The organism is Microbacterium sp. LWH3-1.2 (assembly GCF_040675855.1).
Taxonomy (GTDB): domain Bacteria; phylum Actinomycetota; class Actinomycetes; order Actinomycetales; family Microbacteriaceae; genus Microbacterium.
On sequence record NZ_JBEGIK010000001.1, the window covers coordinates 3267772 to 3292771 of the forward strand.

Genomic DNA, 25000 nt, shown 5'->3' on the forward strand with positions numbered 1-25000 from the left:
CTGCCTCCCGCCTTCGTCGATGGGGCCAGCGTAGCGCCGTCACACGTGCGCGACGCCGGCATGTCTCCGAGATCAGGAGTGAGCGGGGACGCGGGAACGGCGTCAGGCGCCGGCCGCGGCCTCGGCTGCGGCATCCGTCTTCTTCTCCGGCCAGAGCTGCTCGATCAGCTGCGCGACCCACGCGATGAGCTCGTCGTCGCCGAGCACCTCGCCGCCCGCCGTGGGAAGGGGCACGACCATCGCGTCTCCCCCGGCGACGAGTTTCGCCTTGGGATGCAGGCGCTGCAGGCGCACGCGCATCGAGTCGGGCAGGTTCGCCGGGGCGATACGCAGGTTCGGTCCCATGGCGACGACGTCGGCGAGGCCCGCCTGACCGACACGGCGGCGCAGGCGGGCGACCGCGAGCAGGCCTTCGACCTCCGAGGGCGGCTCGCCGTAGCGGTCGGTGAGCTCTTCGATGACGAGATCGATCGCCCCGGGGGCTGCGGTGACGGATGCCGCGGCCGAGAGCTTCTGGTACGCCTCGAGGCGCAGCCGCTCGCTGTCGATGTACGACTCGGGGATGCGAGCCTGCACCGGCAGCTCGAGGCGGAGCTCGGTCGGCCCCTCGGTCTCCTCGCCGCGGAATGTGGCGACCGCCTCGCCGATCATGCGGAGGTACAGATCGAAGCCGACCCCGGCGATGTGGCCCGCCTGCTCGGCGCCCAGGAGGTTGCCGGCGCCGCGGATCTCGAGGTCCTTCAGCGCCACCTGCATACCCGAGCCGAGGTCGTTGTTGACGGCGATCGTCTCGAGGCGGTCCGCCGCCGTCTCGCTGAGCGGCTTCTGCTCGTCATAGAGGAAGTACGCGTACGCCCGCTCGCGTGCGCGACCCACGCGGCCGCGCAGCTGGTGCAGCTGGCTGAGCCCGTACTTGTCCGCCCGGTCGATGATGATCGTGTTGGCGTTGGAGATGTCCAGGCCCGTCTCGACGATCGTCGTGCACACGAGCACGTCGCTGCGACGCTCCCAGAACGCGTCCACCACCTCTTCGAGGGCGTGCTCGCCCATCTGTCCGTGAGCGACCGCTACGCGGGCCTCGGGCACCAGCTCGGCGAGCTGGGCTGCGACCCGCTGAATCGACGACACCCGGTTGTGCACGAAGAAGACCTGGCCCTCCCGCAGCAGCTCCCGGCGGATCGCCGCGGCGATCTGCTTGTCGTTGCGCGGACCGACGTACGACAGGATCGGATGCCGGTCCTCGGGCGGCGTCTGCAGCGTCGACATCTCCCGGATGCCGGTGACCGCCATCTCGAGCGTGCGCGGGATGGGCGTCGCGCTCATCGCCAGGATGTCGACGTTGGTCTTCAGCTTCTTCAGCTGGTCCTTGTGCTCGACGCCGAAGCGCTGCTCCTCGTCGATGATCATGAGGCCGAGGTCCTTGAACAGCACCTGCTCGGTGAGGATCCGGTGGGTGCCGATCACCATGTCGACGGTGCCGTCGGCGAGGCCCGCGACGACCTCCCGAGCCTGCTTGTCGGTCTGGAACCGCGACAGAGCCTTCACCTTCACCGGGAAACCGGCGAACCGCTCGGTGAAGGTCTCGAGGTGCTGCTTGACGAGCAGCGTCGTCGGAACGAGCATCGCCACCTGCTTGCCGTCCTGGATCGCCTTGAACGCGGCGCGGACGGCCACCTCGGTCTTGCCGAAGCCGACGTCGCCCGACAGCAGCCGGTCCATCGGGATCGGCTTCTCCATGTCAGCCTTGATCTCGTCGATCGTCTGCAGCTGGTCGGGGGTCTCGGCGAACGGGAACGCCTCCTCCAGCTCGCGCTGCCACGGGGTGTCGGGGCCGAAGGCGTGGCCCTTCGCGGCCATGCGCGCGGAGTAGAGCTTCACGAGCTCGACGGCGATGTCGCGCACCGCGCGGCGGGCCTTGCTCTTGGCCTGCGCCCAGTCGCTGCCGCCCATCTTCGACAGGCCCGGTGCCTCGCCGCCGACGTACCGGGAGAGCAGGTCGAGCTGGTCGGTCGGGACGAAGAGCTTGTCGCCGGGATACCCGCGCTTGGACGGCGCGTACTCGAGCACGAGGTACTCGCGCATGCTCTTGACCGCGTTGCGGCCCCCGCTGGACACCTCACGCTGCGTGAGTTCGACGAACTTTCCGATGCCGTGCGTCGCGTGCACGACATAATCGCCCGCGGTGAGCTTGAGCGGGTCGACGACGGCCTTGCGGCGCGACGCGAGCTTCTTGACGACACGGGTGTCGCCGCCGATCGTGCGGCCGTAGAACTCGGACTCGGTGAGCACCGCCAGCTTGGCGTCAGGGGCTTCGAAGCCGCGTTCGAGCACGCTCACGACCACGTGCGCGACGCCCGGCTCAGGTGCGTGCAGAACCTCATCGACCTTGCGCGCCGCGATGCCGCGCTCGGCGAGCACGTCGCGGGCGCGCTCCACGAGTCCGGTTCCGGATGCTGCGACCACGACGCGCCAGCCGTCGGCGAGCAATGCGCCCACATGGTCGGTCGCACCCTCGACATTGCCCTGGAAGGACGGCACCGCAGAACCCGGCACGCGGATCGCGGCCGCGGCCTCGAGCGCGACGTCGATGTCGTCGTCGATGAGGCCCTCAGCCGCAGCATCCGCGTGTCCCGAATCGAAGGCGCTGAGCGTCCACCAGACGCCGCTGCGGTCGCGGGCGGCGTCGCGCAGCTCGGGCAGGGTCAGGAAGTCGCCGGCACCCAGATCGATCGGCGTGCTGGCCCCGGCGGTCGCTGCGCTCCACGCGGCGTCGAGGAACTCGCGGTTGGTCTCGCCGAGGGTGATCGCACGCGTCACGGCGCGCTCGGGGTCGACCAGCGCGACCGCGGCACCCTCGGGCAGGTAGTCGACGAGCGTGACGAGGCGGTCGACCACGGCGGGCAGGAGCGACTCCATGCCCTCGACCGGGATGCCTTCTGACATCTTCTCGAGCATGCCCGCGAGACCCGGGAACTCGTCTTTGAGTTCGCGGGCACGGCCGCGCACGGCATCCGTCAGCAGCAGCTCGCGGCTCGGGAGGAGGGCGACCTCGCGCACCTCGCCCGGCAGGGAGCGCTGGTCGGCGACCGAGAAGGCCCTCATCTCGTCGACCTCGTCGCCGAAGAACTCGACGCGGTACGGGTGCGGCGCGGTGGGCGGGAAGACGTCGAGGATGCCGCCGCGCACGGCGAACTCGCCACGCCGCGAGACCATGTCGACGCGGTGGTAGGCGAGCTCGACGAGGCGCGTCGAGACGTCGCCGAGATCGTGGCCGCGTCCGCCCACGATGAGCTCGATCGGCTCGACCTCGGTGAGACCCGCCGCCAGGGGCTGGATCGCGCCGCGCACCGACGCCGTGATGACGAGGGGGGTCGCGGCATCCCATCGCGCGATGCGCGTGAGGATCTCGAGGCGCGCGCCGACCGTCTCGGCGCTCGGGCTCAGGCGTTCGTGCGGCAGCGTCTCCCACGCCGGGAAGTGCAGCACCTCGGCGCCCGGCAGCAGCGCGCCCAGGGCAGGCCCCAGCGACTCCGCCCGGCGCCCGGTCGGCGCGAGGAGCAGCACGAGCGGCGGCCTGCCGGCGGCGCGACGCCGCTCCAGCAGTGCCGCCAGGAGCGGAGCGTCGAGCCCTTCGACGAGCGAGAAGTCGGCATCGACGGATGCCGCGGCCAGCGCGTCCCGGAAAGGCTCAGCCTGTTCGAGGGCGCGCACGATCCCGGGAACTGTCACCGCACGAGTCTACGACGCAGGGCCGACACCGAGGTCCGCCGGGGTCCGGCCCCGGCTCCTAGGATGAGGCTGTGAGCCAGCCCGACGCGTCCCACGCCCCCCAGAACCCGCCCGCTCCGCCCGCGGCGTGGGCAGCGCCCGGGGCGGCGCCGTTCGGGACCCCGGTGGGCGCGAGCCCGACGCCCGGTCTCCCTGATGCATCACCGGGGTGGGCGGCTCCCCCGGCCGGCGCGTACGCACCGCCGGCCGGATACGCGGCGCCCGCGGGCTACGGGGTGGCCCCGACAGCGGCGTACGGAGCGCCCGCTCCCGCGAAGCGCAGCGGTGCTCTCGGGATCGTCGCACTCGCGCTCGCACTCCTCGCCACGATCGGCGCGAGCCTGTCGGCCGCAATCGCGAGCTTCAACATCGGGCTCGGCGCCGGCCGCCAGATCTCATCACGGCCCTTCACCGGCGACTTCGACTGGTCCGTGCTGACGCCCGTGCGCGACTGGGTGCTGATGGGCGAGGTCTCGTTCTGGGTCGGCACCGCGATCGGCGTGTGGGCTCTCGTGCAGGGCATCATCGCTGTCGTCAAGGGACGCGGACGCGGCGCCGGCATCGCGGCCGTCGTCATCGCCGTCCTCGGCCCCATCGCCTTCGGCGCTGTCGTGCAGGGCTTCCTCACCGCAGGGCTTGCCGCCGGGACCGGCATCGGCGGCTGACCTGGCGCGGCACCCGGCGCCGCAGCATCCGCCCCTCTCGCTCCTCATTCCAGGACGTGAGCCGGGGTGCGGAGCAAGACGGCGACAGAGTCCCGCACCCCGGCTCTCGACCTCAGATGAGGATGCGAGAAAGCCCGAGCGACCGCGCCGCAGGGAGCTCAGATGAGGATGCGAGAAAGCCCGAGCGACCGCGCCGCACGGAGCTCAGATGAGGATGCGAGAAAGCCCGAGCGACCGCGCCGCACGGAGCTCAGATGAGGATGCGAGAAAGCCCGAGCGACCGCGCCGCACGGAGCTCAGGTGAGGATGCGAGAAAGCCCGAGCGACCGCCCCGCAGGGAGCTCAGGTGAGGATGCGAGAAAGCCCGAGCGACCGCCCCGCAGGGAGCTCAGGTGAGGATGCGAGAAAGCCCGAGCGACCGCGCCGCACGGAGCTCAGACGCGGGGCGCGTGGTGCTTCTGCTGGGTGGCGAGCAGGCCCTCGGCGACGAGCTGCTCGACCGCGTCGGCGGCGTCGCCGACGAGGATCGGGAGGTTCTTGCGCTCGGTGGTGCCGAACGGGTCGAGCACCCAGTCGGCGGCGTCCTGGCGTCCGGGAGGACGCCCGATGCCGACGCGCACGCGCGCGAACTCGGGCGTGCCGAGGGCCTTCGCGACATCGCGCACGCCGTTGTGGCCGCTGTGGCCGCCGCCGATCTTGAGCTTGATCGTGTCGAACGGGATGTCGAGCTCGTCGTGCACCACCACGACGTGGTCGGGGTCGATGCCGTAGAACTTGGCGAGCCCGGCGACCGCCCCTCCCGAGACGTTCATGAAGGTGTTGGGCTTCGCGAGGACGAGTTTCGGCCCGCCGGGACGCAGCCACGTCTCGACGACGCGGGCATTCGCCTTGTGCGCCTTGAACGACTCGCCGCGGCGGCCGGCGAGCTCGTCGACGACGAGCTGCCCGACGTTGTGCCGCGTGAGCTCGTAGCGCGGGCCGGGATTGCCGAGCCCCACGATCAGCCACGTGTCTGCCATGTCATCCATCCTGCCCCAGCTCGCGCCGCGTCGACGGCGAAGCGCCTCGTGAAGACGCGGCGAGGGGGCGCGGCATCCGCACCCCCTCGCCGGAAAGCGATCCGATCGCTCGGCGTCCGATTACTCGGCGGCAGCCTCCTCCGAAGCCTCCGACTGCTCGGCCGCGACCTCGGCGTCGGCCTCGGCGATCTCCTCCTCGGCGGCGATCGCCGCAGCGGGGACGGCGATGGCGACGACGAGCAGCTCGGGCTCGGCGGCCAGCGCCGCGCCCTTCGGGAGCTTGAGGTCACCGGCGGTGATGTGGGTGCCCTCCTCGAGGCCCTCGACGTCGACCTCGATGTGCTCGGGGATGTGGGTCGCCTCGACCTCGAGCGACACGGTCTGCGCGTCGAGGTTGACGATGGTGCCGGCTGCGGGCTCGCCCAGAACGACGACGGGGACGTCGACCTGGATCTTCTCGCCCTTCTTCACGACGAGCAGGTCGATGTGCTCGATGATCTGGTGGACCGGGTCCTTCTGGACGTCCTTGACGAGCGTCAGCTGCGACGTGCCGTCGAGGTCGAGCTCGAGCACCGCGTTGGCGCGGCGGATGAGCAGCGAGACCTGGTGGCCGGGAAGGGCGACGTGCACGGGGTCGGTGCCGTGGCCGTAGATGACGGCGGGGATCTTGCCGGCGGCGCGGAGGCGGCGGGCGAAGCCCTTGCCGAAGCTCTCGCGAAGCTCGGCCTGGACCTTGGTGTCGGGCTCGGTCGACATGGGGTTCTCCTTGCGGGCGTGGTGCCCTTTTCTGAGGCGGCGCGGGGCCGTTCCGAATCGGCCTGCGCGGTGGCGGGCCCGGGTATTGGGGGTGACTTCGACTCGAACGCGCACGCGTGAGGAAAGCCCGTGGGGCCGGCATCACCGCGTCGATCACGGATGCCGCAGCCCGCCGTGATCGACGGGCGCGAGGCATCCCTCGCCGAAGTTCGGACAAGAGTCTACCAGCGCCCCCGCTACGATGAGGAACGCACCTGCTTCCCGCTCACACGGAGGACCCCATGGACTACGGCTTCGCAAGCCACGCTCTTCTCTGGCTCATCGGCGCCATGGCCGCTGTCGGCGCCCTGGGCACGGTCCTCGCGTTCTGGAGCCTCGGCCGTCAGGGTTACCGCAAGGACTGAGCTCGCCTCCGGGGTCCCGAGCGCTCCCGCTCCTCGGGCACCTCGGCGAGGTCTTCTCCCGCCGCTTCGTCCATCGCGGCATCGGATTCGCTGACGATCCGCGACATCGCCTCGAACGCAGCATCCGCCTCCCCGCTCGCGACCGCGAACGCGACGTCGCGATGCCAGCGCACCGCATCGGGGTTCGCCTCGTGCGGCATCAGCGCGTGGCGCGTGCGGCCCTCGAGCACCGCCTGCACGACTCCCCCCAGCACCCCGAGCATCGGATTTCCCGATGCGCCGAGCAGCGTGCGGTGGAACCGCACGTCGGCGTCGAGGTACTCGGCCTCTGACGCGTGCTGGTCGTGTCGCGCCATCCGCAGCGCTGCAGCCACGAGCTCCTGACGCTGGGCGTCGGTCGCGTGGGCAGCCGCGAGGCGGGCCGCGAGCGGCTCGACCGCGCCGCGCAGCTCGCTCAGCTCGTGCAGCTGCCGCGCGCGTCCGGGCCCGTCGAGCCGCCACGCGATGATCTCGGGGGCGTAGACGTTCCACTGCTCCACCGGGAGCACCTCGATCCCCGCCTTGCGGCGCACCTGCACGAGCCCGAGGGATTCGAGCACCCTGACGGCCTCTCGCGCCGCGGACCGGGAGGCACCCGAGGACTCGGCCAGCTCGGTGGTCAGCAGCCGCGAACCGGCCGGAAGTTCGCCGTGCACGATCGCGGCGCCGAGCCGCTCGACGAGGGCGTCGTGCACGGGGCTTCCGTGAGGCGTGTCTGCCATGGTCCGATTGTGCCCCACCGGGCACGTATCATCCGACATTCGCGCGTCAGCCGGTTTTTATGTCGTACATATTGACAGTAGTCAGCGTTCACGTCAGACTAAACCGCGGGTCAAAGACCGACCCTGTTTCGATCAAGGACGCTCATGGATCTCTCCGGACTTCTCTCCCTGCCGGCCGCCGCCGTCGAAGTGACACCCGTCGCCCCGCCGTGGCAGCTGCTCACCGCCGCCGTCATCGGCATCGCGATCATCGTGGTGCTGATCACGTGGCTGAAGGTGCACCCTTTCCTCGCCCTGATGATGGGCGCCATCGCCACGGGGATCATCGCCGGGTTCGAGCCCGGCAAGACGATCGTGAGCTTCACGACGGGCTTCGGCGCGACGATGGGCGGCGTCGGCATCCTCATCGCCCTCGGTGCCATCTACGGCAAGCTGCTCGCCGACTCCGGCGGCGCAGACCGCATCGTCGACACGCTCGTCGCCCGCGCCAGTGCCCGGAGCCTTCCCTGGATCATGGGCTTCATCGGAGCGATCATCGGCCTGCCGATGTTCTTCGAGGTCGGCCTCGTCCTGCTCGTGCCGGTCATCATCCTCGTCGCCCGCCGCTCCGGCCTGCCCCTGATGAAGATCGCGATCCCGACGCTCGCCGGCCTGTCCGCCATGCACGGGCTGGTGCCGCCGCATCCCGGCCCGCTTGCGGCGATTGACATCCTCGGCGCCAATCTCGGCCTCACCCTCGCACTCGGCGTGCTGGTCGCGATTCCGGCGGTGATCGTCGCGGGCCCCCTGTTCTCGGGCCTCGCCGCGCGGTGGGTGCGCGTTCCCGTGCCCGAGCTGTTCGTCACCGCCGAGGATGAGGGCGAGCAGCAGACCCGGCGTCCGTCGTTCGCCGCGACGCTCGTGAGTATCCTTCTGCCCGTCGTGCTCATGCTCGCCCGCGCGATCGCCGACATCGTCGCCCCAGGCTCGACCTCGCCGGCGAAGGCCGTGATCGACTTCCTCGGCACGCCCGCGATCGCCCTCCTCATCGCGGTGATCGTCGGCTTCTTCGTGCTCGGAGGCGGGGCCGGCTTCGGCCGCGCCGAGATCGCGAAGTCGGTGGGCTCCTCGCTCGGCCCGATCGCCGGCATCCTGCTCATCGTCGGCGCCGGCGGCGGGTTCAAGCAGGTGCTCGTCGACACCGGCATCGGCGACGTGATCGCGGGCCTCATCGCCGAGTCGGGGCTGTCGATCCTCTTCCTCGCCTGGCTCGTGGCCGCGGTGATCCGCGTCGCCACCGGGTCGGCCACGGTCGCCACGATCACCGCGGCCGGGATCCTGCAGCCGCTCACCGAAGGCCTCGACCCGGCCATGTCGGCACTCCTCGTGCTCGCCATCGGCTCGGGATCGGTGTTCCTCTCGCACGTCAACGACGCGGGCTTCTGGCTCATCAAGGAGTACTTCGGCCTCAGCATCTCGCAGACCCTCAAGAGCTGGACGGTTCTCGAGTGCCTCATCTCGGTCGTCGGCTTGATCGGCGTGCTCATCATCGGGGTGTTCGTATGAGCGAGGAGAGGGGAACACGGATGCGGTCGACTCCGCCGATCCTGGTGCTGATGGGTCCGTCGGGCACCGGCAAGTCGACCGTGGGGGCCATGCTCTCCGGCAGGCTCGGGTGGCCGTTCCAGGAGGGCGACGACCTCCACCCGGCCGCCAACGTCGACAAGATGCGACGCGGCCACGCGCTGACGGACGAGGACCGGATCCCGTGGCTGGAGCTCGTGGCCGCATGGATCGACGAGCGCCGCGCTGCGGGCGAACCCGGCATCGTCACCTGCTCAGCGCTCAAGCGCAGCTACCGCGACATCCTCCGCCGCGAGGACGTCACCTTCGTGAACTTCACGGGAGACGCCGCGGTCGTGCGCGACCGCATGATGCGGCGACAGGGGCACTTCATGCCCCCGGCGCTGCTCGACTCCCAGTTCGCGACTCTGGAGCCGCCCGGACCCGACGAGCAGGCGATCGACGTCGATATCGCGCTGGCGCCCGAGGACCAGGCGGCGCTCGTCGCATCGGCGCTCCGCCTCGAAGGCGCGTGACGCGCCGGCGGAGGGCGACGACGCTCCCGGGCTAGGCTCGTCACGTCAGCCGCGAGCCGCGACACCCGGACCTGCTCACAACCGGCCCCGCCGCCGCGTGAGCACTCGGCCATGCCGTGTAACACGGACGCGCCAGACTTTAGGCTGAAAAGACGACTTAACCCCAGGAGTGCGTGTGTCTTCCATCGATTCTTCCGGCAACCCGAGCCAGACCAACATCTCGACGGATCAGGACCAGGCGCCTGACGAGGCGACGCAGGCGCACGAAGCCGCGCCGGCCCCCGAGGACGTCGAGCGTCCCACTCCCGAGGCCGGAGGTCCGGCGTCTGCTGCTGCCGGGACGGCGAACATCGGCGTCGTGGGTCTCGCGGTGATGGGGTCGAACCTCGCCCGAAACCTGGCCAGCCGCGAGGGCAACACCGTCGCTGTGTACAACCGCAGCCGCTCCAAGACCGACGAGCTGACCCAGACGCACCCCGAGGCGGAGTTCGTCCCCGCGTTCTCGTACGAGGAGTTCGCCGCGTCGCTGCAGAAGCCCCGCGCCGCGGTCATCATGGTCAAGGCCGGCCGCCCCACCGACGCGGTCATCGACTCGCTGGTCGAGGTGTTCGAGCCGGGCGACATCATCGTCGACGGCGGCAACGCGCTGTTCACCGACACGATCCGCCGCGAGAGGGCCGTGCGTGAGACCGGCATCAACTTCGTCGGTGCCGGCATCTCCGGCGGCGAGGAGGGCGCGCTCAACGGTCCGTCGATCATGCCCGGCGGCTCGGACGAGTCGTGGGTCACCCTCGGCCCGATCCTGAAGTCCATCGCCGCGGTCGCCGAGGGCGAGCCGTGCGTCACGCACGTCGGCCACGACGGCGCCGGCCACTTCGTGAAGATGGTGCACAACGGCATCGAGTACGCCGACATGCAGCTCATCGCCGAGGCCTACGACCTGATCCGCCGCGGCACGGGCAAGAGCCCCGCCGAGATCGCCGAGGTCTTCGCCGAGTGGAACCGCGGTGAGCTCGAGTCGTACCTCATCGAGATCACCGCGGAGGTGCTCCGCCAGGTCGACGCCGCCACCGGCCGGCCCCTCGTGGACGTCATCCTGGACCAGGCCGGCGCCAAGGGCACCGGCGCGTGGACCGTGCAGACCGCGCTGTCGCTCGGCGTACCGGTCTCGGGCATCGCCGAGGCGACGTTCGCCCGCTCGCTGTCGAGCCACCCCGAGCAGCGCGAGGTCTCGCGCGACCTGCCCGGGCCCGAGGAGGGGCTGGAGGTCGACGACGCCGACGCCTTCATCGAGGACGTGCGCCTCGCGCTGTACGCCTCGAAGATCGTCGCCTATTCGCAGGGCTTCGACGAGATCCGCGCCGGCGCCGCCGAGTACGACTGGACCATCGACCTCGGCGCCGTGTCGAAGATCTGGCGCGCCGGCTGCATCATCCGCGCGCAGTTCCTCAACCGCATCGCCGACGCCTACGACGCCCAGCCCGAGCTGCCCGTGCTGCTCACCGCGCCGTACTTCGTCGAGGCACTCGGCCGCGCACAGGGCGCGTGGCGCCGGATCGTGTCGGCCGCGGCGGGCGCCGGCATCCCGGCGCCCGCGTTCTCGTCGTCGCTGTCGTACTACGACGGCCTGCGCGCCGAACGCCTGCCCGCCGCCCTCATCCAGGGCCAGCGCGACTTCTTCGGCGCCCACACCTACAAGCGCATCGACAAGGAAGGCACCTTCCACACGCTGTGGTCGGGGGACCGCACCGAGATCGAGGCCGAAGACACTCACTGACGCGTCGCGCGCAGTACCGAGGGCGGATCCCCACGTGGGATCCGCCCTCGGCGTCTCAGCCCGGGTCGGTTCGCGGGCGCGGTCTCAGCCTGCCTGACCGTTCGGACCCGGCTTCACATTGTGGTTGCGGCAGAACACGTTCCCGGGGTCCCATTCCCGCTTGACGGTCGCGAGACGGGCCATGGTCGCGGACGGGTACATCCGGTCGGCGATGGACGCGTCGGTCGACACCGTGAAATTGCCGTAGACGCCCGACCCCTTCGCCTCGATCGCGTCCCATTCGACCACGACCTGCGCCCGGGCCTCGTCGTCGAGCATGCCCGGCACGTCGAACGCGCCCGCCATGGCGAACCACGTGGCGTCGCGCGCCGGGAACGCCGAGTCTTGCTGGGCGACGTCGCCGTACGCGCCGCCCAGCGACCGCAGGAAGGCGACAGAGGCGGGGTGCCGCTCGCGGAACGACACCAGCCGCTCGATCGCATCGTCGTCGAGCACCGGCAGCAGCGTGTTGCCGCCGACGAAGCCGGGCATCGGCTGCTCGGGGTCGAATTCGGGGGCTTCGAGGAGAACGTCGGGGTAGTCCTGCACACCGAACTCGCGTTCGGTGACCCCGGGCGCGTCGGCGATCGGCGCGAGTGCGCGTCGCGCGGCCTCTTCATCGGTACCGATCCACACCGCCGTGATCGAAGCCCCCGCCGGTGCGCTCGGATCCATCGCAGGCACGTCCATGTAGGTGATCGTGAGCTCGCGTGGAGCGTCGGTCATCAGGTCGCGCAGCGCGCGGATGATCGGGCGGGCATCGCCGTCGATCCCGTACACCGCGTGCACGACGCCGTCGAGCGCGTGCGCCGCGAAGTCGAACCGGGTGACGACGCCGAAGTTGCCCCCGCCGCCGCGGAGCGCCCACAGCAGCTCGGGGTGCGAGGCATCCGTCACCTCCACCACGTCGCCGCGGGCGGTGATGAGCTGCGCGCCCGCGAGCTGGTCGGCGGCGAGGCCCCACGCGCGCACCATCCAGCCGATGCCGCCGCCGAGGGTGAGGCCGCCGACGCCCACCGACGCGGTGTCGCCCGAGCTGATGCCCAGCCCGCGCTCGGCGAGCGCGCGGGCGACGGCGCCCCACTGGGCTCCCCCGCCCACGCGCACGCGCGTGCCCGCCACCTCGATGTCGTCGAGGGCGGAGATGTCGAGGGTGAGGCCGCCGGGCACCCCGCCCCAGGCGCTGTGACCGCCGCAGCGGATCATGATGTCGAGCCTCTCGGCCGAGGCGTAGCGGAGCGCGCCGCGCACGTCGTCGACGGTGGCGGCGCGGATGACGGCGGCGGGCGAGCCGATGCCGGAGTGGAAGCGGCGGGCGGATTCCCATTCGGAATCGCCCGGACGGATGACGGTGCCGACGGTGCCGGCGCTGCGGTCGTCGTTGCTCATGACGGCCACGCTAGGGGGCATCGCCGACATCGACCAGGGTGTTCACCGCTCGCCGTCAGCGAGGCCGCTGCCCGCCGCGGAGCGTCGCAGGACAGGCGTAGGCTCGCGAGGGTGACGAGCATCCTCTACATCGGCGGTACCGGAACCATCAGCGCGGCGTGCGTGCGCCGCTCCGTCGCGCTGGGGCACGACGTCGCGGTCCTGAACCGCGGCAGTGCCCGGCGCCCGCTCCCGCCGGAGGTCGAGCTCGTCGAGGCCGATATCCGCGATCCCGCGGCCGTCCGGGCCGCGATCGGCAGCCGTCGGTTCGACGTGGTCGCCGAGTTCCTGGCGTTCACGCCCGACCACATCGCCACCGATCTCGACCTGTTCGAGGGCCGCACCGGGCAGTACGTGTTCATCAGCTCGGCATCCGCGTACGAAAAGCCGCCGCGCCGCGTGCCGGTGACCGAGTCCACGCCGCTGCGCAACCCGTTCTGGCAGTACTCGCGCGACAAGATCGCCTGCGAGGACGTGCTGGTCGGCGCGCACCGCGAGCGCGGCCTGCCGGTCACGATCATCCGGCCGTCGCACACCTACGACGAACGGCTGCTGCCCACCCTGGGCCACTGGAACGACATCGCCCGCATGCGGGCGGGCCGCCCCGTGATCGTCCACGGCGACGGCACGAGCCTGTGGACGATCACGCACGCCGACGACTTCGCCGTCGCTTTCACGGGGCTCCTCGGCAACCCCGCCGCGATCGGCGAGGCCTTCACGATCACGGGCACGCACGCGCCGACGTGGAACCAGATCTACGGCTGGCTGGCGGATGCCGCGGGTGTGGCCTCCCCCGACCTGGTACACGTCGCCTCCGACACCATCGCCGCGTTCGAGCCCGAACTCGGCCCCGGCCTCATCGGCGACAAGGCTCACTCCATGGTGTTCGACGTGTCGAAGGTGACGCAGCTCGTGCCGGAGTTCCGCACCACGGTGACGTTCGACGAGGGGGCGCGCCGCATCCTCGCGTACTACGACGCACACCCCGAGGCCCAGGAGATCGACGAGGGCCGCGATGCGGTCTTCGATCGCATCGCGGCCCATGCCCGCTCGGCGGGCTGATCGGACGAGCCGGCTCAGCGCGTGATGTCGCGAACCGTCCCCCTGTCGAGGCGCAGACGCCGCCGGGCGCGTCCGGCGACCGCCGAGTCGTGCGTCACGACGATGAGCGTGAGCCCTTCGTCGTTGAGCGACTGGAGCACGGCGAGGATCTCGTCGCGCATGCTCTCGTCGAGGTTGCCCGTGGGCTCGTCGGCGAGGAGCACGCGCGGACGCTTGACGATCGCCCGCGCGATCGCGACGCGCTGCTGCTGACCGCCGGACAGCTCACCGGGGCGATGGTCGGCGCGGTCGGCGAGGCCGACGTGAGTGAGCGCCCCGGTGACCCGGGCGCCACGCTCGTCCTTCGACAGCCCCAGCGGCTCGAGCGCCGTGTCGACGTTCTCGTGCGCCGTGAGCGTCGGGATGAGGTTGAAGCCCTGGAACACGAAGCCGACCTCGTGCGCGCGGATGCGGCCGAGCTCGCGGTTGTTCGCGGTCGCGATGTCGATCTCGTCGAGATGCACCGAGCCGGCGGTGGGCCGGTCGAGCGCGCCGAGCAGCTGCAGGAGCGTGGACTTGCCGCCTCCGGTCGGTCCCTGGATCGTGACGAAATCGCCCGCGTCGATGGTGAGGTCGACGCCCGCGAGCGCCTTCACGACCCGGCCCTTCTGAGTGAAGGTGCGGGTGACGCCTTCGAGGCGGTACTGCGTCTGGGGCGCAGCATCCGGAGCCGCTGGCGGCTCGATGTCGGTCATGGTCATGACGTGCTCTCCCGTCGGTGAGGTGGGTTCGGGTGGGGCCGGGGTGGTGCCGGACATGCGATGTCTCATGCGACCGATCGCAGTGCTTCGGCGGGGCTGAGCCGGGCCGCGCGCCAGCCGCCGAACACGCCGGCGACGAGGCCGCCGAGTACCGCGATGCCGACCGCCGCGACGACGACCCACACGGTGATCGGCGCCGAGAGCACGATGTCGGTGCCCGCGGACTGCATCGCGTTGCCGAACGCGCCACCGGCGCCGCTCATCGGGCCGCCTTCGGCGCCGGGGCCGAAGCTCTGCGCCGACGGCGCGGTCGAGATCGTCGGCGAGACCAGGTTGATCAGAGCGATGCCGGCGAAGCCGATGATGAGCCCGACGACGCCGCCGACCGCGCCCTGTACGACCGATTCCGCCGCCACTTGTCCGACCACGCGGCCGTTGGACCAGCCGATCGCCTTGAGCGTGCCGAACTCGCGCGTGCGGCGCGACACTCCCGAGATCGTGAAGAGGACCGCGAGCACGAGCGCGACCGCGAGCACGATGACCGAGAGCCACGTGCCCAGGTTCGTGATGAGGGCCGAGGCGTTGGAGAGCGACCCCGACACGGTCGAGGCGAGATCTGCCTGCGAGCTCACGGTGGCGTCGGGCAGCTCCTCCTGGAGCGCGGCCTGCACCGAGGCGATGGCGTCGGACGACTCGGCCTGCACGTACACCGTGGACACGACATCGCCGGCGCCGGAGAGTTCCTGCGCGACCCCCAGCGGGATGTAGACGTTCGATGCCGTGTCGGCGTCATCCGAGGTCGAGGCGACGACTCCGACGATCTCGAAGTCCTGGCCGCCGACGTCGATGGTGTCGCCCACCGCGAGCTCGGCCGTCGACGCGTAGGTCGCGTCGAGCACGGCGACGTGGGCGCCCTCGTCGGCTGCCTCGAGACCGCGCCCGTCGGATACCTCGACGGCTGACAGCGGGCCGACGGCGTCCGCCGAGGGGTCGATGCCCAGGACGGTGAACGAGTCGACGTCGAACGAGCCGCCGCCGAAGCCGCCCTCACCCTGCTGCGGCGGCTCCGCCTGCGTCGTGCCACCCTCCACCGCGTCGCCCGGACGCTGCGGCAGCTCTCCTGTGAACGTCGAATTCGTGAGGCTCAGTGCGCCGGACGCGGCGGCGACACCGTCGACTCCCGCGACCGTGTCCACGCTCGCAGCGTCGAGCGTGCCGCGCATGACGTCGGTCATGAGGCGGGACTGGCTCAGCTCCGTCGTGCCGTCGTCGGTCGTCGAGCCGCCGTCCTCGCCGAACTCGAAGCGCGCGCCGCCCTCGCCGGGCTCCGCCCGGGATCCGGTGACGGTGAGGTCGGTGCCGATGCCGTACACGGACTCGAGCGCCTGCGCCTGGGCAGCGCTCACACCGGCGGCAAGCGAGTTCACGATCATCACGAGCGCGATCGCTATCGCGAGGCCGGCGGCCACGATGATCGTCTGCTTCTTTCTGCCTGCCAGCTCCCGCCGCAGATAGGTCATGTACATGGGTCTCCTCTGGGCCGCGCGGAATGCCGGCCGTCGACATGACGCTACGGACCCGCGTGATGCGCCCCGCGGGCGGGAGCTATGAGGAATGTATGGAATGCGGCATTCGTGCCGGCGCGCACCGTCGCACACTTCACAGCGCGTGCATAGCAGGCTCCATAGGAATCGCATAGGAAGGCCTCCACAATGGACGCATGAGCAACCCCGCATCGGCCCTGCTGCGTCCCGACGGCTCGAACCTCCGTGTCCTCGTGGTCGACGATGAGCAGATGCTCACCGACCTGCTGTCGATGGCGCTGCGCATGGAGGGCTGGGAGGTCCGCACCGCGGGCTCCGGGTTCGAGGCACTGCAGTCGGCGCGCGATTTCGAGCCCGACGCGATGGTGCTCGACGTGATGATGCCCGACCTCGACGGCATGGCCGTGCTGCAGCGGCTGCGTCAGGCCGGCGACGATGTGCCTGTGCTGTTCCTGACCGCGAAAGACGCCGTCACCGACCGGGTCGCGGGGCTCACCGCCGGTGGCGACGACTACGTCACGAAGCCCTTCAGCCTCGAGGAGGTCGTGGCGCGCCTGCGCGGACTCATGCGCCGCGCCGGCACCGCGCACGCCGCGGGCGCCGAGCCGATCCTCCGCGTCGGCGACCTCACCCTCAACGAGGACAGTCACGAGGTCGAGCGCTCGGGCACCGAGATCGAGCTCACCGCGACCGAGTTCGAGCTGCTCCGCTACCTCATGCGCAACCAGCGCCGGGTCGTGTCGAAGGCGCAGATCCTCGACCGCGTCTGGAACTACGACTTCGGCGGCCGCTCGAGCGTCGTCGAGCTCTACATCTCGTACCTCCGCAAGAAGATCGACGCAGGCCACGATCCCCTCATCCACACCGTGCGCGGCGTCGGCTACATGATCAAGGCGCCGCAGTGACGGACCAGAAGGCCCCGGTCGTCTCCGCGTCGGGGACGGATGCCTCGACCGGCGCACGCGCGCGAGCCGAGGCATCCCGTGCATCCGTCGAGGACTCCCGCGGTGCGCTCCCCCGACGCGCGCCGTGGACGCTCCAGCGCCGGCTCATCGTCACGGTGGTCGGCATCACGTCGTTCATCCTGGTGCTCGTCGCGGTCGCGACCAGCGCGATCCTCGGACAGGTGCTGGAACAACAGCTCGACACCGAGGTGAACGCCGAGCTCCAGAGCGTCGACTACATGCGAGGTCCCGTCGCCGGCGGCCTGACCGCGGAGGAGATCCTGGAGCAGCAGCCGCGTCAGCCCGGCTACTTCCTCGCGGTGGAGTCGCTCCCCAACCCACCGACCGCAGCCGTCGTCGACGCGAACGGCGACGTCGTCGCGCTGAGCGAACAACAGATCGCCGAGATCAGCAACAGCCTCCAGGGTCAGCGCGGCCAGTTCGTGGTGACGATCGACGACCTCGGGACCTACCGCATCGAGGGCGTGTCGTTCGGCGGCACGACGATTATCGTCGGACTGTCCCGCGCCGGGATCACCGAGACCCTCTCCCGGATGCTGATCACGATCGGCCTCCTCACGGCGGGCGGGCTGCTCCTCCTCGCCGTCGCGACCGCATGGACGATCCGCCGCGGCCTCGCGCCGCTGCGCGCCGTCGCCGACACCGCCGCGCGTGTGTCGTCGCAGCAGCTCGACCAGGGCGAGGTCACGATCTCCGAGCGCGTCCCCGCGCGCCAGGCCGATCCGCGCACCGAGGTGGGCCGGGTGGGCGCGGCGCTCAACACGCTGCTCGACCACGTCGACGAGTCCCTCACCGCCCGCCAGCGCAACGAAGAGCGCATGCGCAGCTTCGTCGCCGACGCCAGCCACGAGCTGCGCACTCCGCTCGCGTCGATCCGCGGCTACTCCGAGCTGTCGCTCACGGCGCTCGGCCGCGGTCAGACGACGGCTCTCGAGACGACCGAGGCGTCGCTGGAGCGCATCCAGGCGCAGTCGCTGCGCATGACCTCCCTCGTCGAGGACCTGCTGCTGCTCGCGCGGCTCGACGAAGGCCAGGAGCTCGTCTACGGCACCGTCGACCTCACCCGCCTCGCGATCGACGCGGTCGGTGACGTCACGCCGACGGGCCCCGACCACGAGTGGGTGCTCGAAGTGGGCGACGAGCCGGTGCTCATCGCGGGCGACACCGGACGCCTCCACCAGGTCGCCGCGAACCTGCTCGCGAACGCGCGTACGCACACGCCGGCCGGCACCACCGTCACCGTGAGCGTCTCGCGCGACGGCGACGACGCGATCCTCCGCGTGCAAGACGACGGTCCGGGGATCGACCCGTCGATCAAGGACGAGCTCTTCGAGCGCTTCTCCCGCGCCGATCGTTCGCGTGCCCGTCAGACCGGCGGCACCGGCCTCGGCCTCTCGATCGCCCGGGCCATCGTCGACGCGCACGGCGGCAGCATCCGTGTCTCCAGCGAGTACGGCGACACGACCTTCGAGGTTCGCCTGCCGGCGCGGCCGATCGACCCCGTCACCCCCTGACCCCGGCCGCTTCGACCGCGAGACTTCAACGGGGCACCGAGACTTCGCACACGAGGTGAAGTCTCGGTGCCCCGTTGCAGTCTCGCGGATGGGGCGCGGGGGCGCGGGGGCGAAGGGGGGCGGGGGGGGCGGGTCAGTAGCCGCTGAAGGCGTCGGTGGTGATCGAGCGGGCCTTCTCGAGCGCGGGCGCGAGCTCGGCGATCAGACCGGCCGGGCCGGAGATGTACGCGTGGCGGGCGGCGATGTCGGGGACCACCTGCACAAGGCCTTCGGCGTCGAGACGCACGCCCTGCGCCCACGTCCAGTGGGCGGGCAGGTCGGCGGGCCGGTCGCGCGTGAACACCACGACGCGGGCGCCGGATGCCTCGATCTCGTCGCGGTACGCCAACTCGGAGGAGTCCGACGCGACGTAGACCAGGACCACGTCACGGTCGAGGCCCTTCGCCCTCGCCTGTCCGAGCTGCGACACGAACGGCGTCACGCCGATGCCGGCGGCGACCATCAGGATCGGCGCGGCGTCGCGCTTGGGGAGCAGGAAGTCTCCCCACACGCCGGTGATCGCGAGCTCGTCGCCGGGTTCGACCAGCGCGAGCGCCTTCTTGTACGAGCTCAGTGCCTTGGGGGTCTTGCCCTCCTTGAAGGCGACCTTCACAAACGGCAGCTCGGCCGGCGCCGACGCGATGCTGAACTCGCGGCGGGTGCCGCGCGCGTCGGGATGGCGGTGCGGCACCTCGAGCTCGAGGTACTGGCCGGGCAGGAACGTGAGCCGGTCGTGGACGCGGAACGTGAGCTCCTGCACGGTCGGGGTCGGCTCGGACCGAGCGACGAGCGTGAGCCTCACCGCGGTGCGGAGCGCGAAGGCGAAGGCGACGAGATTGCCGACGAGGAGCGCGCGCTCCTGACCGAGGGTGATGTCGCCGATCGCGATCGGCCATCCCGCGAGCACGCCCACGACGCCGGCGACCACGAACTGCTGCCAGCGGCGGGGCGGGAGGGTCAGCGGCTCGGAGAGCATGAACGCGCCGAGGAAGAGGAACGGCGACGACCACAGCACGGGCCAGAGGAGGTCGAGCGCGTCGATCTCGAGGCCTGCCTCCTGGTACTGGACCGAGGTGCGGATGACCGCGACCGCCACGGCGACGACCAGGAAGACCGCGATCACCCTCACCTTCTCGGTGCGTACGAGCACCGCGAGCCCCAGCAGGATCACCGGCGCGGCGAGGGCAGGCGTGCCCACCCACCACGCCGACGCCCCGAGGTCTGGCCAGGCGAGGCTCAGCAGAGTGAGGACGGTCGCACCGACCGCCGCGGGGTTGAAGATGTGGCGTCCGCGCCAGGCGAGCACGTACTTCGACAGGGAGGCGACAGCCGCCGCGATCGCGATGCCGAGGAGTCCCACCACCTCGTACGTGGGCCGCAGCACGAACAGCAGGATGTGCGCGGTGATCAGCGACGATTCGAGGCGCCAGGGAAGGTTCAGCACACGTTGGGCGGCGGCATCCGCCCCCACGCACACGGCCGAGAGCACGACGAGCGTCGCGATCAGCTGCAGCGGGTCAGGCCCGACGAGATCGAAGAACGACAGCAGCAGCGCCACGATGGCGAGCGCCGCGAGTGCGAGGTAGACGAGGCGGTACATCGACACACGGCCGAGCACCGCGAAGGCGCGGTTCCAGAGAGCAGCGAGGGTGGTCATGAGGTCACACCGGCTGGAGAGGCTGGTGGGGGCCTTCCGCCAGGAGGACACGGATGCTGTCGCCGGGGCGCACGACGCCGCCCGCGAGCACGACCGACATGACCCCTGCCAGGCGCACCGTGGCGCCCGTTTCGTCGACGTGGACCACTTCTTTCATGAGCCCTTCAGAGAGTTCGTTGATCTGCGCGCACGGGTTCCGCAGCCCGGTGATCTCGATCACCGCGTCCTCACCGAGTTCCAGCCGTGTGCCGCGCGGGAGACCGAGCAGGTCGATGCCGGCCGTCGTGATGTTCTCGCCGAGAGCACCGGGCGTCACCTGGTGCCCGCGCTCGGCCATGTGGTCGAACAGCTCGGCGAGGATGAGGTGCACCTGCCGGAGGTTCGGGGCGGTCGGGTCCCGCTTGATGCGCGAGAGGTGCTGCACGGTGGCGCCGGCGTGCGCGTCTGCCTCGACGCCGATCCCGGCGATCAGGGTGATGCTCTCGCGCGCCGGCTTGCTGAAGCGATGCGCGTCGTCGCGGGACACGGCGACGACGTGTCCGGGGAGGGGCTCGGTCACCGTCCTACGCTATCCGTTCGAACGAAGAGGTCGGCGCGGCAGCCGGGCGACCACTCGACGCGGCCGTCGGTGGTCATGCGCACCCACTCCACAGCCCAGTCGTGGGCGACGCGCGGCCCGCCATCGAAGAACAGCGCCGTCGCGACCGCGTCGGCCGTCATCACGTCGGACGCCACGGCCCACGTCGCCGCGATCGTGCGCACGGGCTCCCCGGTGCGCGCGTCGAGCACGTGATGCAGCGCGGTGCCCGTCGCCGACGGCCACGCGCGCCGGTTGATCGCAGACGCGCAGAGCGCAGCATCCGTCACCTCCCAGACGCCGATCGCGCGGCGCGGATCGAACGGATGCTCCAGCCCGATGCGCTGCGGACGACCTCGCACGGCGAGGTCGCCGCCGGCATCGACGGTGAGGTCCCCGGACTCCGCGCGCGACAGGATCTCGAGCACGCGGTCGACCAGGCGGCCCTTGCCGAGCGCGCCGACGTCGATCGTGGCCGGTTCGGTGAGCGCGAGGCGGCCGCCCCGCCAGGTGAGCCTCCCGCGCCAGTCGACGGGCGCGGCCACCGGGCCGGCGTCGTGGAGCGAGTAGTCCCCGTCGTAGCCGCGCGCGCCGAGCGAAGCACCGACGAGAGGGTTGACCGCACCGTCGGTCGCCTCCGACACCGCGGCGAGGGCGTCGAGCATGGGTGCGGCGTCCGAAGGCGCCGGAATCGACCCGCCCGCGCGGGCCAGCGCGCTCACGTCGGAGTCCGGCCGGAACCGCGACCACGTGTGGTCGAACGCGTCGACGAGCGCGGTCACCTCCTTGCGCACCGCTGCGGGAAGCGGGCGCTCGGTGACGATCTCCCACGTCGTGCCGATGGCGTCGAAGCGCCAGGACGCCGGCACGGAGCCCACGGCTAGCTCGCCGCTTCGGACTTGATCGTCTCGATGGCCTTGTTGAAGCCGCCGCTGGTGAGGGACGATCCGGCGACGCGGCTGACCTGGATGTCGTCGATGTCCTCCCCGACGACCACGTCGGCGATGCCGCCGATGAACTGGCTCTGGTACTGCTCGGACTCACGCTTCTGCGGGTCGCCCGTCGCCACGACGGCGGTGATGACGTCGTTCTCGAGCGTCACCGTGACGCTGATGGTCTCGACCGACTCGGGCGTCGCGTAGGAGCCCTCGGCCGTGTAAGTTCCGTCGGCATACGAGCCGGAGCCGGCGGAGCCCGTGCCGGTCGAGCCGGAGCCGGTCGACGATCCGGTGTCGCCCGTGGTCGGCTCCTCGGCCTCGGAGGCGCTCGCGGCACAGCCCGAGAGGAGAGCGATGCCGGCGACGGCGGTCAGGGCCGCTCCGGCGCGGACGGGGCGGGAAGCGAGTGCGGTGCGGATCATGATGGTCCTCCTGGCTCGTGTCGGGCTCGCGACGTCGACGCGGTGTCCGCGTCGGATCGGATCCTCTCAACCCCTCCTATGAGCCGCCTTTGAGCGAAGCAACGGCGTGTGATGAGCGCCGTCGGGCACGCAGCACTGCCTTCAACACCTCCACGGCCAGGAAGATCCCGATCGACACGACGATGGGGAGGATCCAGGATGCCGCGGACACCGGTCGCGACTCGAACAGGACGTTCATGAACGGCACGTAGGTGTAGATCAGCTGCAGCACCACGAGCGCGATCGCCGACCACCACACCACGCGATTGCCCCGCAGCACGTCGATCGTCAGGCTCGAGCGGGTCAGGAACCGGCAATTGAAGAGGAACGCGAGCTGCCCGAACGCGAGCATGAGCACCGCCTCGGTGCGCGCCACCTCGATGTCGGCCCCGGTCGCCACGACGCCATAGAAGACCCCCATCGCCGCGCCGCCGATCAGCAGCGACACGACGAGGATGAAACCGAGCTCGCCGCGGTTGATGATCGGCCCACCGGTCGCCCGCGGCGGACGACGCATGATGCCGCGCTCTGCCGGCTCGTACGCGAGGGCGAGCGAGAGCGTGACCGCGGTGACCATGTTCACCCACAGGACCTGCACGCTCGTGAGCGGCAGCGCGAGCCCGAACACGACCGCGACCAGGATGACGAGCGATTGCGCGCCGTTCGTGGGCAGCAGGAAGACGATCGACTTGCGCAGGTTGTCGTAGATGCGGCGGCCCTCGGCGATGGCGCTGCGGATCGTGGCGAAGTTGTCGTCGGCGAGCACGAACTCCGCCGCCTCCTTCGTCGCCTCGGTGCCCTTGATGCCCATCGCGATTCCGACGTCCGCGCGGGTGAGCGCCGGGGCGTCGTTGACGCCGTCGCCGGTCATCGCCACGACCTCGCCGTGCGACTGCAGCGCACGAACGATGCGGATCTTGTGCTCGGGGCTGGTGCGCGCGTAGACGTCGACGTCGCGCACCACCTCGCGCAGCTGCTCCTGGGTGAGCGCCTCGAGCTCGGCTCCGGTGAGCACCTCGGCGTCGGCGCCCGCGAGACCCATCTCGTGCGCGATCGCAAGGGCGGTGCCGGCGTGGTCGCCGGTGATCATCTTCACGCGGATGCCGGCGGCGTGGCAGTCGGCGATCGCCTCGACGGCCTCGGGCCGGGGCGGATCGACGATCCCCCACAGGCCGATGAACTCGAGGTCCACCAGGTCGTCGAGCCCGAACTCCTCGGTCGTCGGCCGCACCGGCTTGCGCGCTGCTGCCAGGACACGCAGGCCCTGGCCGCTCAGCGCGGCGACGGCGTCGTCCCAGCGCGCGAGGTCGAGCGGTTCGGACCCGTCGGCGCCGCGCTGCGTCAGCGAACGCTCGAGCAGGCGGTCCGGCGCGCCCTTGACCAGGATCGCCCGTGATACCTCGCCGGCCTCGCCGCCCGAGCGGGCGCCCTCGTTGAGCGTCGCCATGAGCTTGTTGGCGGAGTCGAACGGGATGACCGCGACCCGGCGCCCACCCGCACTTCCGACTCCGCCCTTGATCGCGACCGCCTTGAGCGCTCCCTCGGTCGGCTCGCCGACGAGGCTCCACATGCCGTCGTCGCCCCGCACGATGTGCGCGTCGTTGCACAGGGTCGCGATCGCGAGGATGGCGGCCAGATCGCCCCGGCCTGCGGCATCCGTTTCCTCGGCGCCTGCCGGCACGATCTCGCCCTCGGGTTCGTACCCGATGCCGGTGACCTCGTACTCCGCGAGCGGGGTGACGATGTGGCGCACCGTCATCTCGTTGCGGGTGAGCGTTCCCGTCTTGTCGGAGCAGACCGTGGTGACCGAGCCCAGCGCCTCGACCGCGGGGAGCTTGCGCGTGATCGCGTTGTGGCGCGCCATCTGCTGCACGCCGATCGCGAGCGTGATCGTCACGAGCGCGGGAAGGCCTTCGGGGATCGCCGCGACGGCGAACCCGATCGCCGCAGAGATCAGCTCGTCGAACGGCATCCCGTGGAGGAACCGGCCGATCATGAGCATGACGGCCGCCATGCCGAGGATCACGACGGTGAGCACCCGGCCGAAGCCGTCGAGCTGACGGGTGAGAGGCGTGGCCAGCGCATCGGCTTCGTCGGCGAGGCTCTGGATGCGGCCCAGCTCGGTCGTCGGCCCGGTCGCGGTGACCACACCGCGCCCTTGCCCGGCGCTCACGATCGTGCCGGAGAACGCCATCGAGCCCCGGTCGCCCACGCCCGCCTCGGCGGCGACCGCGTCGGTGGTCTTGGATGAGGGCACCGACTCTCCGGTGAGCGCGGCTTCGTCGATCCGCAGCTGATGCGCCTGCAGCAGTCGCAGGTCCGCCGGCACCTTGTCGCCGGGCATCAGCCTCACCACATCGCCGGGCACGAGATCTTCGGCTGCGACGGTGGCCCAGCCGCCGTCGCGCCGCGCGCTGGCGTCGGCCGACAGCATCCCGCGGATCCCCGCGAGCGCCTTCTCAGCGCGCCCCTCCTGGATGTAGCCGATGACGGCGTTGATGATCGCGACGACCATGATGACCCAGAAATCGAGCCAATCGCCCATGAGCGCCTTGATGACGGCGGCGCCCAGCAGGATGTAGATCAGGGTGTCGTTGAAGTGAGCCAGGAAACGCAGCCAGCCCGGCTTGCGCGCCGGTTCGGGCAGCCGGTTGGGCCCCGCGATCTCGAGCCGTTGCGCGGCGCCAGAGGTGCTGAGGCCTCCGGCGTCCGCCTCGAGATGCGTGAGCACGTCGCCTGCGGGGATCGCCCACGGACGTGCGACGGTGAGGCGGGCTTCCGTCAGCGGCTGCGACATCCTTGCTTGGT

Annotated in this window: 20 protein-coding genes; 8 read left to right on the plus strand and 12 right to left on the minus strand. The window is 71.0% G+C overall.

From position 1 onward, the window contains the following. Positions 1 to 102: 102 nt before the first annotated feature. Positions 103 to 3729, minus strand: a complete 3627-nt coding sequence (gene mfd / locus MRBLWH3_RS15295) for a transcription-repair coupling factor (protein WP_363433622.1) — start codon at positions 3727 to 3729, stop codon at positions 103 to 105. 71 nt (positions 3730 to 3800) lie between these two features. Here mfd and MRBLWH3_RS15300 point away from each other — a divergent pair, with 71 nt between their 5' ends. Next, complete coding sequence (locus tag MRBLWH3_RS15300; RefSeq protein ID WP_363433625.1) at positions 3801 to 4433, plus strand: hypothetical protein; 633 nt, start codon at positions 3801 to 3803, stop codon at positions 4431 to 4433. A 434-nt stretch (positions 4434 to 4867) separates the two neighbouring features. Here MRBLWH3_RS15300 and pth read toward each other — a convergent pair whose 3' ends face one another. Together pth and MRBLWH3_RS15310 are read right to left on the minus strand one after the other, a co-directional pair. Beyond that, positions 4868 to 5452, minus strand: coding sequence for an aminoacyl-tRNA hydrolase (pth, locus tag MRBLWH3_RS15305; RefSeq protein WP_363433627.1), 585 nt, complete (start codon positions 5450 to 5452; stop codon positions 4868 to 4870). A gap of 120 nt (positions 5453 to 5572) precedes the next feature. Then, complete coding sequence (locus MRBLWH3_RS15310) at positions 5573 to 6208, minus strand: 50S ribosomal protein L25/general stress protein Ctc (protein ID WP_363433630.1); 636 nt, start codon at positions 6206 to 6208, stop codon at positions 5573 to 5575. Between the two features lie 281 nt (positions 6209 to 6489). On the opposite strand from MRBLWH3_RS15310, the gene MRBLWH3_RS15315 reads away from it, so the two are divergent. Then, positions 6490 to 6612: a hypothetical protein gene (locus MRBLWH3_RS15315; protein ID WP_262927523.1), complete on the plus strand. Its 123-nt coding sequence runs from the start codon at positions 6490 to 6492 to the stop codon at positions 6610 to 6612. Here the strand turns inward: MRBLWH3_RS15315 and MRBLWH3_RS15320 are convergent. After that, positions 6597 to 7373 (minus strand): FadR/GntR family transcriptional regulator, encoded by a 777-nt coding sequence (locus MRBLWH3_RS15320; protein WP_363433633.1) that lies wholly within the window; start codon positions 7371 to 7373, stop codon positions 6597 to 6599. The genes MRBLWH3_RS15315 and MRBLWH3_RS15320 overlap by 16 nt on opposite strands. A gap of 144 nt (positions 7374 to 7517) precedes the next feature. Between MRBLWH3_RS15320 and MRBLWH3_RS15325 the strand changes: the two genes are divergently transcribed. From MRBLWH3_RS15325 to gndA, 3 genes are all read left to right on the plus strand, one after another. Beyond that, positions 7518 to 8918, plus strand: coding sequence for a GntP family permease (locus MRBLWH3_RS15325; RefSeq protein ID WP_363433636.1), 1401 nt, complete (start codon positions 7518 to 7520; stop codon positions 8916 to 8918). A 20-nt stretch (positions 8919 to 8938) separates the two neighbouring features. After that, positions 8939 to 9451, plus strand: a complete 513-nt coding sequence (locus MRBLWH3_RS15330) for a gluconokinase (protein ID WP_363433639.1) — start codon at positions 8939 to 8941, stop codon at positions 9449 to 9451. A 175-nt stretch (positions 9452 to 9626) separates the two neighbouring features. Further along, entirely contained in the window at positions 9627 to 11228 is a 1602-nt protein-coding gene (gene gndA / locus MRBLWH3_RS15335) for an NADP-dependent phosphogluconate dehydrogenase (protein WP_363433641.1), read from the plus strand. 84 nt (positions 11229 to 11312) lie between these two features. On the opposite strand, the gene MRBLWH3_RS15340 is transcribed toward gndA, so the two are convergent. Then, complete coding sequence (locus MRBLWH3_RS15340) at positions 11313 to 12656, minus strand: FAD-binding oxidoreductase (protein ID WP_363433644.1); 1344 nt, start codon at positions 12654 to 12656, stop codon at positions 11313 to 11315. Between the two features lie 111 nt (positions 12657 to 12767). Here MRBLWH3_RS15340 and MRBLWH3_RS15345 point away from each other — a divergent pair, with 111 nt between their 5' ends. Further along, positions 12768 to 13757 carry an SDR family oxidoreductase gene (locus MRBLWH3_RS15345; protein ID WP_363433647.1) on the plus strand — a complete coding sequence of 330 codons (990 nt, stop codon included), beginning with the start codon at positions 12768 to 12770 and terminating at the stop codon, positions 13755 to 13757. Between the two features lie 14 nt (positions 13758 to 13771). Here MRBLWH3_RS15345 and MRBLWH3_RS15350 read toward each other — a convergent pair whose 3' ends face one another. Both MRBLWH3_RS15350 and MRBLWH3_RS15355 read right to left on the minus strand, forming a co-directional pair. After that, positions 13772 to 14497, minus strand: a complete 726-nt coding sequence (locus MRBLWH3_RS15350) for an ABC transporter ATP-binding protein (protein WP_363433649.1) — start codon at positions 14495 to 14497, stop codon at positions 13772 to 13774. 65 nt (positions 14498 to 14562) lie between these two features. Then, positions 14563 to 16023: an ABC transporter permease gene (locus tag MRBLWH3_RS15355; RefSeq protein ID WP_363433652.1), complete on the minus strand. Its 1461-nt coding sequence runs from the start codon at positions 16021 to 16023 to the stop codon at positions 14563 to 14565. 194 nt (positions 16024 to 16217) lie between these two features. Between MRBLWH3_RS15355 and MRBLWH3_RS15360 the strand changes: the two genes are divergently transcribed. Together MRBLWH3_RS15360 and MRBLWH3_RS15365 are read left to right on the plus strand one after the other, a co-directional pair. After that, positions 16218 to 16946, plus strand: coding sequence for a response regulator transcription factor (locus MRBLWH3_RS15360; protein ID WP_363433655.1), 729 nt, complete (start codon positions 16218 to 16220; stop codon positions 16944 to 16946). Further along, a complete protein-coding gene (locus MRBLWH3_RS15365; protein ID WP_363433658.1) occupies positions 16943 to 18520 on the plus strand; it encodes a sensor histidine kinase in 1578 nt (525 codons plus the stop codon). The genes MRBLWH3_RS15360 and MRBLWH3_RS15365 overlap by 4 nt, the downstream gene beginning before the upstream one ends. A 133-nt stretch (positions 18521 to 18653) precedes the next feature. Here MRBLWH3_RS15365 and MRBLWH3_RS15370 read toward each other — a convergent pair whose 3' ends face one another. The 5 genes from MRBLWH3_RS15370 to MRBLWH3_RS15390 all read right to left on the minus strand — a co-directional run bounded on the left by MRBLWH3_RS15370 (position 18654) and on the right by MRBLWH3_RS15390 (position 24989). Beyond that, a complete protein-coding gene (locus MRBLWH3_RS15370) occupies positions 18654 to 20216 on the minus strand; it encodes an FAD-dependent oxidoreductase (protein WP_363433661.1) in 1563 nt (520 codons plus the stop codon). A gap of 4 nt (positions 20217 to 20220) precedes the next feature. Next, a complete protein-coding gene (locus MRBLWH3_RS15375) occupies positions 20221 to 20775 on the minus strand; it encodes an MOSC domain-containing protein (protein ID WP_363433663.1) in 555 nt (184 codons plus the stop codon). Next, positions 20772 to 21671 (minus strand): FAD:protein FMN transferase, encoded by a 900-nt coding sequence (locus MRBLWH3_RS15380; protein ID WP_363433665.1) that lies wholly within the window; start codon positions 21669 to 21671, stop codon positions 20772 to 20774. Before MRBLWH3_RS15380 ends, MRBLWH3_RS15375 begins: the two co-directional genes overlap by 4 nt. Before the next feature lie 2 nt (positions 21672 to 21673). Continuing rightward, positions 21674 to 22153 carry a hypothetical protein gene (locus MRBLWH3_RS15385; protein ID WP_363433668.1) on the minus strand — a complete coding sequence of 160 codons (480 nt, stop codon included), beginning with the start codon at positions 22151 to 22153 and terminating at the stop codon, positions 21674 to 21676. Between the two features lie 76 nt (positions 22154 to 22229). Then, positions 22230 to 24989 (minus strand): cation-translocating P-type ATPase, encoded by a 2760-nt coding sequence (locus tag MRBLWH3_RS15390; protein WP_363433670.1) that lies wholly within the window; start codon positions 24987 to 24989, stop codon positions 22230 to 22232. Positions 24990 to 25000: the final 11 nt, after the last annotated feature.